This window comes from Vibrio sp. M260118 (genome assembly GCF_036533755.1).
GTDB lineage: Bacteria > Pseudomonadota > Gammaproteobacteria > Enterobacterales > Vibrionaceae > Vibrio.
The window spans coordinates 1-10,968 of sequence record NZ_JATABG010000086.1 but is presented as its reverse complement, the minus strand read 5'-3'; the positions used below and the strand labels follow the sequence as shown (position 1 = coordinate 10,968).

Annotated in this window: 11 protein-coding genes; 10 read left to right on the top strand and 1 reads right to left on the bottom strand. The window is 45.5% G+C overall.

Going from position 1 to position 10,968, the window contains the following annotated elements; translation table 11 throughout:
- The first annotated feature begins 72 nt into the window (after positions 1-72).
- From ybgC to QTO00_RS07530, 9 genes are all read left to right on the top strand, one after another.
- Complete coding sequence (ybgC, locus tag QTO00_RS07570; protein ID WP_331424038.1) at positions 73-477, top strand: tol-pal system-associated acyl-CoA thioesterase; 405 nt, start codon at positions 73-75, stop codon at positions 475-477.
- Entirely contained in the window at positions 467-1,165 is a 699-nt protein-coding gene (tolQ, locus tag QTO00_RS07565) for a protein TolQ (protein ID WP_331424037.1), read from the top strand. Before ybgC ends, tolQ begins: the two co-directional genes overlap by 11 nt.
- 5 nt (positions 1,166-1,170) lie before the next feature.
- A complete protein-coding gene (tolR, locus tag QTO00_RS07560; RefSeq protein ID WP_038205332.1) occupies positions 1,171-1,614 on the top strand; it encodes a protein TolR in 444 nt (147 codons plus the stop codon).
- Positions 1,615-1,626: 12 nt separating this feature from the next.
- Complete coding sequence (gene tolA, locus QTO00_RS07555) at positions 1,627-2,676, top strand: cell envelope integrity protein TolA (RefSeq protein WP_331424036.1); 1,050 nt, start codon at positions 1,627-1,629, stop codon at positions 2,674-2,676.
- A gap of 49 nt (positions 2,677-2,725) precedes the next feature.
- Positions 2,726-4,039 (top strand): Tol-Pal system beta propeller repeat protein TolB, encoded by a 1,314-nt coding sequence (gene tolB, locus QTO00_RS07550; RefSeq protein ID WP_443088906.1) that lies wholly within the window; start codon positions 2,726-2,728, stop codon positions 4,037-4,039.
- Positions 4,040-4,073: 34 nt separating this feature from the next.
- On the top strand, positions 4,074-4,601 hold the full coding sequence (gene pal, locus QTO00_RS07545) for a peptidoglycan-associated lipoprotein Pal (protein WP_331424034.1): 528 nt from the start codon (positions 4,074-4,076) through the stop codon (positions 4,599-4,601).
- Positions 4,602-4,616: 15 nt separating this feature from the next.
- On the top strand, positions 4,617-5,390 hold the full coding sequence (gene ybgF / locus QTO00_RS07540) for a tol-pal system protein YbgF (protein WP_331424033.1): 774 nt from the start codon (positions 4,617-4,619) through the stop codon (positions 5,388-5,390).
- A 127-nt stretch (positions 5,391-5,517) separates the two neighbouring features.
- Positions 5,518-6,579, top strand: coding sequence for a quinolinate synthase NadA (gene nadA, locus QTO00_RS07535; RefSeq protein WP_331424032.1), 1,062 nt, complete (start codon positions 5,518-5,520; stop codon positions 6,577-6,579).
- Between the two features lie 101 nt (positions 6,580-6,680).
- Positions 6,681-7,703: a potassium channel protein gene (locus QTO00_RS07530; RefSeq protein ID WP_331424031.1), complete on the top strand. Its 1,023-nt coding sequence runs from the start codon at positions 6,681-6,683 to the stop codon at positions 7,701-7,703.
- 72 nt (positions 7,704-7,775) lie between these two features.
- Here the strand turns inward: QTO00_RS07530 and QTO00_RS07525 are convergent, their stop codons facing one another.
- Positions 7,776-8,348, bottom strand: coding sequence for a YecA family protein (locus tag QTO00_RS07525; RefSeq protein WP_331424030.1), 573 nt, complete (start codon positions 8,346-8,348; stop codon positions 7,776-7,778).
- Between the two features lie 127 nt (positions 8,349-8,475).
- On the opposite strand from QTO00_RS07525, the gene QTO00_RS07520 reads away from it, so the two are divergent.
- Positions 8,476-10,914 carry an ATP-binding protein gene (locus QTO00_RS07520; RefSeq protein WP_331424029.1) on the top strand — a complete coding sequence of 813 codons (2,439 nt, stop codon included), beginning with the start codon at positions 8,476-8,478 and terminating at the stop codon, positions 10,912-10,914.
- The last annotated feature ends 54 nt before the right edge of the window (positions 10,915-10,968 follow it).

Sequence of the window (10,968 nt, the reverse complement as noted above, 5' to 3'; positions counted from 1 at the left end):
GTTAGTGATGAGTTGCGTTATAGTATCAACCTACTGCGATAGATTGTGGACACCAATGTGCAACAACCAACAATGATATTTGAATGGCCGGTGACGGTTTATTATGAAGATACCGACGCTGGTGGAGTGGTTTACCATTCGAATTATCTCAAGTTTTTTGAACGTGCGAGAACGGAACTTCTTCGCACAATTGGTGTTTCTCAACAGGTCTTGTTGGAACAAAACTTAGGTTTTGTAGTCCGACACATGGACATCGATTTTTTGCAAGGTGCTCGGCTCGACGATCGCCTTATCGTACAAACAAAAATAGCTGACCTTAAAAAAGCGTCACTCTCGTTCTGTCAGGAGATCGTTAATCCTGAGGGTAAGACATTGTGTAAGGCTATGGTTAAGGTAGCATGTATCGACAACAAAAAAATGAGGCCAAAAGCAATGCCTCAATCAATCGTTATGGAGTTAACAGACAGTGACCGCTGATATTTCGATGCTAGACCTGTTTTTACAAGCAAGTTTGCTAGTAAAAATGGTTATGCTGATCCTTTTAGGCATGTCTATTGTGTCTTGGGCAATGATCATCAAGCGCAGCAAAGTGCTTTCTCAAGCCTCAAAAGACGCAGAAACATTCGAAGACAAATTTTGGTCGGGCACAGATCTGTCGATTCTTTATCAAACCGCTAAGAAACGTAAAGATGATTTAGCGGGAACGGAAGAGATTTTCTATTCTGGCTTTACCGAATTCGCTCGTTTGCGTAAATCTAACGCAGATTCTCCAGACTTCATTATGGAAGGAACGGGGCGCGCAATGCGTGTTGCTGTTGCTCGCGAAGTCGATGAGCTAGAGACCCATCTGCCATTCCTTGCGACAGTAGGTTCAATCAGTCCATATATCGGTCTATTTGGTACCGTATGGGGCATCATGCATGCATTCATCGCTCTTGGTGAAGTTAAGCAGGCAACGTTAGCTATGGTTGCACCTGGTATCGCAGAGGCACTGGTTGCTACAGCAATGGGTCTTTTTGCAGCAATCCCAGCAGTAATGGCATACAACCGATTCAGCAGTAAAGTGGGTAAGCTAGAGCACAACTACGCGACTTTCTCAGAAGAGTTCCACAGTATTTTGCACCGTCAAGCTATGGCTGGCCGAGATACTGCAAGTAAGGAATAGTTGCTATGGCTGGCTACCAAACTAAAAAGCGCAAGATGACTGCTGAGATTAACGTCGTACCTTATATCGACGTTATGTTAGTGCTTTTGATTATTTTTATGGTGACTTCTCCCTTTGTTACTCAAGGGGTCGATGTTGAACTACCTAAGACGGCGACAGCCAAGCCTGCTTCAGAGCTTGCGGGTGATAGTGATGCAAGCTTTATCATTGTCGAGATCGATAAAGATGGAAACCTAGGTTTGAGTGTTAACGACGAAGAGGTAACACGAGGTATTTCGCTGCAAGATGTGATTGTTCGTGTTAAAGCAGAGCTGTCGTTGAAGCCTGATTCGCCTGTCGCGGTGGGCGGTGATGCTGCCACACCATACGCAGAAGTCGTTTTAGTTTTGGATGAATTGAGTCGCGCTGGCATTCCGAAAGTAGGTTTGCTGACCGACATTAGGGAATAGTCGTCGCTGTAGATGAAAGAGAAGAAATCAAAAAAGAATGATTACAAAAAGCCGATACTGATATCGGCTGCTTTGCATGCTCTTCTTATTGTGGCTTTGATTTGGGGCACTGACTTTACAATGTCTAAGCCCGAGCCAACAGGTCGTCTTGTTCAAGCCGTGGTGATTGACCCTAATCTGGTAAGACAGCAAGCTCAGCAAATTCGCAGTCAACGTGAAGAAGCGGCTAAAAAAGAGCAAGATCGCCTCGACAAGCTTCGCCGTGAAAGCGAGCAGCTTGAAAAGAACCGCAAAGCGGAAGAAGAACGAATTCGTAAGCTTAAAGAGCAACAAGCCAAAGAGGCCAAAGCGGCACGTGAAGCTGAAAAACAACGTATTGCTAAAGAGAAACAGCGCAAAGCAGAAGAGCAGCGGGTTGCTAAGTTAGAAGCTGAGCGCAAAGCAAAAGAGCAAGCGATCAAAAAAGCGGAACAAGAACGCTTAGCGAAAGAAGCGGCGATTGCTAAAGCTGAGCAAGAGCGTCTAGAGCGTGAAAAAGCAGCAAAAGAAGCGGAAGAGAAAGCGCGTCGCGAAAGAGAAGCGGCGGAAAAAGCCGAACAAGAACGTATAGCCAAAGAGAAGGCGGCCAAAGAGGCGGCTGAGAAAGCACGTAAAGAGAAAGAGCGTTTAGAACGTATAGAACGTGAGCGTAAAGAGCAAGAGGCAGCGCTGAACGATATTTTTGCTGGCCTAGAGACAGAAGCGGAAGCAAACACGTCGGCTCGTTCAAGGCACGTAGCTAGCGAAGCGGACCGTTATGGTGCGATTTACACTCAGCTCATTCAGCAAAACCTTCTCTTGGAGGACAGCTTTCGGGGAAAGTCCTGTCGAGTTAACTTGCGTCTGATACCACCAGGAGCAGACGAAATTGTTGGTAATTTATCGGTGTTAGATGGCGATAGCCGACTGTGTGCTGCAACCAAACGAGCGGTGGCGCAAGTAAATAGCTTCCCATTGCCCAAAGACCCTGATGTCGTCAACAGAATTAAGAATATCAATTTAACCGTAGTACCTGAGTTATAAGGAAAAGCTTGTGTTAAAGCGACTAGTAATAGGATGTGTGCTCACTGTAATGAGTGTAATCCAAACTGCGAATGCAGCGTTGGAACTAGTGATTACAGATGGTATCGATTCGGCGCGACCAATTGCAATTGTGCCGTTTAAGTGGGAAGGCAGTAGTAAGCTCCCGGAAGATGTATCAAAAGTGATTGCGTCTGACCTACAGCGCAGTGGTAAGTTTAGCCCTGTAGCAACCAACAAAATGCCTCAAACGCCATACAGTGAAGCGGAAGTAGACTTTAATGCTTGGACAGGGCTTGGCGTTGATGCCTTGGTGACCGGTTCAATCTCGCAAAATGCGGAAGGCAACTACGTGATCAACTACCAACTGGTAGACGTGGTACGCGGTCAACTTACGCAAGGCCAAAGTAAGTCACTTAGTGAAGATGGCCAATTGGTTCTGTCTAAAGATCATGTCGTGTTCAACAAACGCGCAACCGTACCAGGAAATCGCATGCGCGAGTATGCTCATCGTATTTCTGACCTTGTGTATGAAGCACTAACCGGTGAGAAAGGTGCGTTCTTAACTCGTATTGCTTACGTTGTTGTTAACGATGAAGACCAATTCCCTTATCAATTACGTGTGTCAGACTACGATGGCTTCAACGAGAAGCTTGTTCTACGCTCGAAGCAGCCATTGATGTCACCGGCATGGTCACCAGACGGTAAAAAGCTCGCTTACGTTAGCTTCCAAAATGGTCAAGCTGAAATCTTTGTGATGAATATCTACACGGGTGAACGTGAGAAAATGACGTCATTCCCACGTCACAATGGCGCGCCAAGATTTTCACCTGATGGCAGTAAGCTGGCTTTGGTTTTGTCTAAGACGGGTAGTTTGCATGTCTACACTTTGGATATGAACACCCGAAAACTGACCCAAATTACCCGAGGCAGAGCAAATAATACGGAACCATTCTGGCATCCAGATGGTAAATCTCTGATCTTTACCTCAGATCGGGGTGGAAAACCTCAGATTTATCAAGTAGATTTGGCAAGTAACTCGACCAAGCGTTTAACATGGCAAGGGAGCCAGAACCTTGGTGGGCAAATTACACCGGATGGTCGGTTCTTAGTCATGGTTAATCGTAGCAACAGTGGATTCAATCTAGCCAAGCTAGATCTGGAGACGGGAGCAATGCAAACCCTGACCAAAACACTGTTAGATGAATCGCCAAGTATTGCGCCAAATGGTGGAATGGTCATATATAGTTCGATCTATAACAAGGCCAATGTTCTATCAATGGTTTCCATTGATGGACGCTTTAAAGCAAGGTTACCAGCGACAAATGGTCGAGTTCGTGCTCCTGCATGGTCACCGTTTTTGTAGCAAGTAAGTATCAATAACTAAGGAAACAATAACAATGCAACTTAACAAAGTTCTTAAAGGGCTTCTAATTGCGCTACCAGTTCTAGCGGTTACAGCATGTAGCTCAAGTGATGACGCAGCAAATGCTTCAGGTTCTTCTGAGACTAACCAAGTTCAGACTACTGACAACACTGCAGTTTCTCCAATTTCAGAGAACGGTCAGCTAACAGAGCAAGAGCTAAAAGAGCAAGCGCTACGCGAAACTCAAACTATTTACTTCGCATTCGATAACTCTACTATCGCGGGCGACTACGAAGAGATGCTAGCAGCTCATGCCGCTTACCTAAGCAAAGATCCAGCGCTTAAAGTTAAGATCGAAGGTCACGCTGACGAGCGCGGTACTCCAGAGTACAACATCGCTCTAGGCGAACGTCGTGCTGAAGCTGTAGCGAAATACCTACAAGCGCTAGGTGTGCAAGCTGATCAAATCGACGTAGTGAGCTACGGCGAAGAGAAGCCACTTCTTCTAGGTCAATCAGAAGATGTATACGCTAAGAACCGCCGCGCTGTTCTAGTGTACTAATTGAGGACACACCTCATGTTCAGTAACCTTAAGCGCGTTGTTACGCTTACGTTACTGGCAAGTGCAGCGAGTAGTGTACTCGCTGCACCAGCTCCAGTATCTGATCTAAGCGGTAGCAGTAATGCCACTCCTTCATCGTCGGTTCGTACTAACGAAACTGATGTTCAGCGCTTAGAGCGCCTATTGGAAAACCGTAATCGTGTTCAGTTGCAAATGCAGCAACAGCTCGATGAGATGGCTTTAGAGATCAGTGAACTTCGTGGTCAACTTGAAAAGAGCTCCTATGATATGCAGCAAATGCTGCAACGTCAGAGAGAGCTGTTTATTGAGTTAGATAAAGTTCGCACTCAAGCTCCTATACCTAGCACAGATGAACCAGAGGCTGTCTCTTCAGAAACCGCATCGAGTGGTACCTTCAGTTCTAATGTTGATGAGCAGACCGCTTATCAAAATTCGGTTGATTTGATCCTTAAAAAACGTGACTACACCGGTGCGATCGCTGCATTCCAACAGTTTCAAAAGGATTATCCAGAATCAACTTTTACGCCCAATTCACACTACTGGTTAGGGCAACTCTATTTTGCCAAGAAGCAAGATAAAGAGGCGGTTAAGAGTTTCGCCGCTGTCATTGCCTATAAAGAGTCAAATAAGCGAGCAGACGCTCTGGTGAAGCTTGGCGACATTGCTGCACGTAACAATAATGCTGAGCAAGCTAAGAAATATTACCAGCAAGTGTTGAGCGAATATCCAAATAGTGCATCGGCCAAACTGGCACAAGAGCGCCTATAGTGGGTGATACTGGTCAAAAGGAGTGCATGGCGCTCCTTTTTTGTTTTGATTGCTGGTGAAGCTGGAATCATGCTAGTTGTTAGGGTTACAATACTCGGATTACTGGAAGTAGCGTAGCACAGAAGCAATGAGCCACATATTAGATACAATAAACACAGTTTATCCATTTCCTCCTAAGCCAATTCCGCTCACTGACGCAGAAAAGCAAGCACATATCGACAATATAAAAGTGCTGCTGAAAGAAAAAGACGCGGTATTGATTGCTCACTATTACACTGACCCAGAAATCCAGGCATTAGCTGAAGAGACTGGCGGCTTTGTTGGTGACTCTCTTGAAATGGCTAAGTTCGGCAATCGTCACCCTGCGAGTACATTGATCATCGGTGGTGTACGCTTTATGGGCGAATCCGCAAAGATCCTGACGCCAGAGAAGCGCATTCTTATGCCAACTCTAGAGGCTGAATGTTCATTGGACTTAGGTTGTCCAGCAGACAAATTTACTGAATTTTGCGATGCGCACCCTGACCACACGGTCGTGGTTTATGCGAACACTTCTGCCGCTGTTAAAGCACGCGCTGATTGGGTAGTAACGTCAAGTATCGCACTTGAAATTGTCGAGCATCTCGATGCGGAAGACAAGCCGATTATTTGGGGCCCTGATCGTCACTTAGGCTCATACATTGCAAACCAAACAGGCGCAGATATGCTGCTTTGGCAAGGTGAATGTGTGGTGCATGATGAGTTTTCGGCAGATGCACTGCGTAAGATGAAAGCCTTGCACCCTGAGGCGGCCATTTTAGTTCACCCAGAATCACCAGCGAGCGTGGTTGAACTCGCGGATGCAGTTGGTTCAACTAGCCAGTTGATTAAAGCTGCCAAAGAGTTGCCACATCAGAAAATGATCGTGGCGACGGACAAGGGTATCTTCTTTAAGATGCAACAGCTTGTACCAGAGAAAGAGCTGATTGAAGCACCAACCGCAGGTGCGGGCGCAACTTGTCGTAGCTGTGCGCACTGTCCTTGGATGGCGATGAACGGCTTGAAGGCGATTGAAGCGGCATTGCGTGATGGTGGCGAGGATCATGAAATCTTCGTTGACGAAGAGCTTCGTGTTAAGTCGCTGATTCCGCTAAATCGCATGCTAGACTTTGCAGAGCAACTAAACTTGCAGGTGAAGGGTAACGCTTAAGCGGATACTTGTCACAGATATCAAGACCAGCCTAATTGGCTGGTTTTTTTGTATCTTCGTTTGGGATTAAATATAAACAAGTGGATACGTTAAGGAGCACTATGTCCCTTTGGTTAACATTTAGGAAATGGTTGAACTCGAACTTGTTCAATTTGAGTAATCGAAATCTAGCCCTGTTACTCATAATTTACGTTGCATTATCATGGGTTCTGCTGAGTATCAGCGGTGAGCGCTCGCTGACCGATAACTTTTCTACCTTCATCTATTTTTTGATGGTGACCGCTTCGACTGTGGGCTATGGTGATCACTCACCAGAAACAGCGATGGGTAAGTGGGTAGTGATATTGTTCGTCATCCCTGGTGGCTTGTCGTTGTTTGCCGCATTAATTGGCCGATTAGCGACAGGCATGGTGGAGTATTGGCGTGCTGGGATATTAGGTAAACGGAGAGTTGGTGTGGAAAATCACATTGTATTGTTAGGTTGGAATGGTCAACGTACCATGCATTTAATTCGCATGTTACAGCATGAAGAAGAGGGCAAGCGTCCAATCGTTCTTTGCAGCCGTTCCGATATCGAGAATCCGCTACCTGGTGAGATTGGCTTCGTTAAGGTTTCGAGCTACACGGATTCGCAGGAAATGGAAAAAGCAGCCATTGACGCAGCGAGTTGTATTGTTGTTGATAACCTAGAAGACGACATCACGCTCTCTGCAGCGCTTTACAGTGCCAATATTAACCCTAAGGCGCATTTGTTGGCTTACTTTAAAGACGAAGCTCTGAGTAACCTTCTCAGCCAACATTGCCCGAATGCTGAGTGTATTCCTGCAGTGGGAGCGGAAATGCTCGCCAAAGCGGCGGTTGATCCGGGTTCGAGTGCTTTGCATCAAGAGTTGTTGGCTTCGACGAGAGGGATGACACAATACTCCGTTGAGTATCCAACTGAGTTAGCGGCAATTAAAGTTGAAGATGCATTTCAGTTGATGAAGCGAGATTATCAAGCGACGCTGATTGCCTTAGATAATGGTCAAGGCATTGAGTTAAACCCTGAACTAAACCGAGAGATAGTGCCGGGGGCGAAGATATTTTATATCGCCGATGAGCGAATTGAACAATTCAACTGGTAGCCCAGCTATGAAAAATCGCAGCGATAGCTGCGATTTTTGCTTTTAGTTCGATTTGTTTTGTTGTGAGCGGCGTTACTGGTCTTGTTCGACAAGTGCTGCACCACGCATGGTCAAGCCGCATAGCATGGTTGGCATGGCGTTGAAGATCTCTTCGAACTGCTCTAAACCCTCAATGCCTTGTTCAGCAAGAGTCGCGATAGAAGTCTCTGGGTCATACAGCATACTAACCGAAAGCAGTACGCCACCAAGAAGAGCATTATCGTCACTCTCTTCTGGCATGATGGTTTCCCAATCATCTCTAGCAAGCTGCCAGCCTTGCAATACGCCTTCACAGAAATCGCGGGTCTGCTCTGTCACAATCTCTTCTTCATCAATTGCACAACCCTCAGGCCATTGCCAATGATTTCCAAGCAAAGCAGGGCGCGACTCATTCCAAATCGCGATAATGTGCTCAATGTAAATTTCTAGTTGCTCACCATCGCTGAAAGGCGCCACTTCTTCACCACCCCAAAGGAAGGGTAACCATTCGTGCGGCGTAAGCTGGTGAGGGGCCGCAGCCATTGCAGTAACAAAGCCGTGCGTCTTAGCTTCGCTGATCAGTTTGTCTTGTAGCTCAGGTAAAGCGAGAAGTTCTTGTAGGGTCAAAATAGACATCCAATTGAATTGAGAAGTTGTGATTAGGCAATGGTATCAGTCAACCGGAGCGAGAAAAAGGTTGCTGCCTCGATATATTCGCTATAATTTTTAACAAACGGACAAAATTCAAAGATTTATGGAAATTCGCTCGTCGCTTAAAAGGAAAAGTATTATTGCGCTAGCTATTTATTTAGCTGCCGCAATTGCGCTAATTGGTACCGTGAGTTATTGGGTTATTGAGCCTCCTATTCGTGATCAGCTCGAAAGAAACTTAGACTTACGTACCGAACTCATATCTGCCCAGATTGAGGAGCCGATAAACAGTTCTTTAGGCATCTTGCAGGCTGTGGTGAGTGTTGGTAGTAATCAAGAAACGCAGAAGCACCAAGTTGTCTTACTGTCCAATCTGTTTTCACTGGTTGAAGGTGTTGTCGTTAGCGGTGGCCTATGGCCTGTTCCATATTCTATTGACAGTCGTATTCCATACATGAGTTTGTTTTTTAATCGGGCCAGTGACGGTAAGGTGGATAGAGTTCTTTCTTGGAATAACCCAGAGTCAGGGGGCTATGACAAAGAGTCTTGGTATACCTCTGTCGTCAAAAAACCTGCAGGAACCGTATCTTGGTCGCCAGTCTATATCGATCCGTTTACTCATGTTCAGATGATCACGGCTTCATCACCTTACTATATTAATGGCGTTTTTTCTGGTGTCGCGACCATAGATATTTCACTTGAAACCTTGGTCGATTTTGTTCGTATTCACGCCGAAGAGTACGACTTGGGTGTTATCTTACGTGATGGCTATGGCGATGTGATTACCGAGCATAATTTCCAGTTAGCAAAGGATATCTACATCAGCCAAAACGCGTTCGGTGATTTTAAGTGGAGCGTGGACGTTGTAAATGCCAAGCATTTAGTGGCGGAGCAGGTTTATGATCTGGTATCTAAAGTAGAAGCGGTGATCGTTCCTATCTTGCTTGCCTGTGTGATGCTCGGTTATTTCCTAATCAATCGCTTTTTAATCTCACCGATAGTGGTGATTGCGCGTAGTCTCGATGATTCAAAGGAGGGTGGGGCAATCGATGTTAATTACTCTAGCCAAGACGAAATTAAGTACCTGATTGACTCGCTCAACGAAAAGACCGTCTACCTTGAACAAGAGAAAGTTAAGGCTCAGGCATCCACCAAAGCGAAAAGTGCATTCTTAGCGACGCTGTCACATGAGATTCGTACACCAATGAACGGTGTGTTAGGGACAGCGCAGATCTTGTTAAAAACCGAACTCGATACTGACCAGAGAAAACACCTCAAAACTTTGTATGAGTCTGGTGAGCATATGATGACTCTACTGAACGAGATTTTGGATTTTTCCAAAGTAGAACAAGGGTGTTTAGAGCTTGAGTTTTCTCCGTTCCCACTCGATTCAATTATCGGCAGCATTAACAGTGTTTACTACACGCTTTGCTCTGAGAAAGGCCTCCAGTTTAAGGTTTATTCTGAAGTGCCAAACGAACGTTGGTACCTGTGTGACAAGGCTCGATTAAGACAGATCCTTTTCAACTTACTTAACAACGCTGTTAAATTTACCTCGCGTGGCTATGTTGAAGTGTACTTTAAAGAAGAGATTCGAAACGGCGAGAACTACCTACTAATTCGTGTCAGAGATACTGGAATAGGCATCCCTCGTGAAGCTCAAGATAAGGTATTTAAACCGTTTGAACAGGCTGAGTCCTCTACGACGCGTCGCTTTGGCGGTACAGGGTTAGGTCTGGCGATTGTGAAGCAGATTTGTCATTTGATGGGGGGGGCGGTCTCGGTGAAAAGTGAGCTCGGAATAGGTTCGAGCTTTGAAGTTGAGGTTAAAGCCGATATCACTGAGCCTGCTTATGGGGAGTACCGAGAGTTACGCAAGCTAAATTACAAAGGCCTTAGTGTACTAATCGTTGAAGATAACCGCACCAATGCCATTATCCTCAATACCTTCATGGCTAACAAAGGTTTCACTTGTGAGTGTGTTGAGAACGGCGAATTAGGTGTGGAAGCGGTTGCTCGCGGTGATTTCGACCTGATTTTAATGGATAACCATATGCCAGTCATGGATGGTGTCGAAGCCACTACTGCGATCCGAACATTAGCGGGTGAGCGGTCTAAAACGCTGATATTTGGTTGTACTGCAGATGTATTTAAAGAAACTCGTGAGCGAATGACGGGCGCTGGCGTCGACTATATCATCTCAAAGCCCATAGACGAGACAGAGTTAGACGATGCTCTACTCAAATACTCAGATAAGCTTTATCAATTCCAACCTCAACTACTGACGCAAGCGACAGGTTCACATGATGTTTCTAATCAGCTAGAAGAGCCGTTAATGCTGTTGTTTATGGCGGTTGAAAACAAAGATTTGCCATTGGCGAGAGACAAGTTTGAGCAGATAAAGAGAATGCTTAATGGTATACAGATACCTACTTTAGAGGACACCCTATTCGTCATTGAATCGAGGTTGAAAGAAGGTGTGCTGCCACAACAAGAAGCGTTGGATCTCCTGACTGTACAAGTTAAAGATTACTGTAATTAAATTACATTGAATGGCCATTTTTTGTTCTTAATCACAATTTGTAGAGTATAAATC

Bases quoted from the DNA above. Each gene is read 5' to 3' on its own strand.
- ybgC (WP_331424038.1), top strand. From the start codon at position 73: ATGATATTTGAATGGCCGGTGACGGTTTATTATGAAGATACCGACGCT.
- tolR (WP_038205332.1), top strand. From the start codon at position 1,171: ATGGCTGGCTACCAAACTAAAAAGCGCAAGATGACTGCTGAGATTAAC.
- tolA (WP_331424036.1), top strand. From the start codon at position 1,627: ATGAAAGAGAAGAAATCAAAAAAGAATGATTACAAAAAGCCGATACTG.
- tolB (WP_443088906.1), top strand. From the start codon at position 2,726: ATGAGTGTAATCCAAACTGCGAATGCAGCGTTGGAACTAGTGATTACA.
- pal (WP_331424034.1), top strand. From the start codon at position 4,074: ATGCAACTTAACAAAGTTCTTAAAGGGCTTCTAATTGCGCTACCAGTT.
- ybgF (WP_331424033.1), top strand. From the start codon at position 4,617: ATGTTCAGTAACCTTAAGCGCGTTGTTACGCTTACGTTACTGGCAAGT.
- nadA (WP_331424032.1), top strand. From the start codon at position 5,518: ATGAGCCACATATTAGATACAATAAACACAGTTTATCCATTTCCTCCT.
- QTO00_RS07530 (WP_331424031.1), top strand. From the start codon at position 6,681: ATGTCCCTTTGGTTAACATTTAGGAAATGGTTGAACTCGAACTTGTTC.
- QTO00_RS07520 (WP_331424029.1), top strand. From the start codon at position 8,476: ATGGAAATTCGCTCGTCGCTTAAAAGGAAAAGTATTATTGCGCTAGCT.